Origin of the sequence: Psychrobacter sp. TB20-MNA-CIBAN-0197 (genome assembly GCF_040309765.1) — a bacterium.
Lineage (GTDB): Bacteria > Pseudomonadota > Gammaproteobacteria > Pseudomonadales > Moraxellaceae > Psychrobacter > Psychrobacter submarinus.
Genome location: NZ_JBEOPC010000180.1, coordinates 1 through 373, shown reverse-complemented (window position 1 = coordinate 373; position 373 = coordinate 1). Strand labels below are relative to the sequence as shown.

The following is a 373-nucleotide window of genomic DNA, read 5'->3' as shown; positions in this document are numbered from 1 at the left end:
ACGTTGAGTACATTGAAGTCGATCAAATGCTGCAACCGTTTGCAACGCCTAATGATCCACGATTTGACGACCAATGGCATTATTATGAACAAGCTGGCGGCTTAAACTTACCTACCGCATGGGATACAGCCACTGGTAGCGGTGTTGTTGTTGCAGTACTCGATACAGGCTATCGCCCTCATGTTGATTTAAACGCTAATATTTTACCGGGTTACGATATGATCTCTAACCTTTCGGTAGCTAATGACGGTGGTGGTCGCGATAGCGATGCACGTGATCCTGGTGATGCAGTTGCTGCGAATGAATGTGGTACTAACGGTGCACAAAACTCTAGCTGGCATGGCACGCACCTAGCCGGCACAGTTTCTGCGGT

Annotated in this window: 1 protein-coding gene; it reads left to right on the top strand. The window is 48.3% G+C overall.

All coding sequences use genetic code 11. The features are described 5' to 3' along the window. Positions 1-373, top strand: a 373-nt coding sequence (locus AAEY83_RS13210) for a S8 family serine peptidase (protein WP_351059439.1), incomplete at both ends; no start/stop codon positions are given.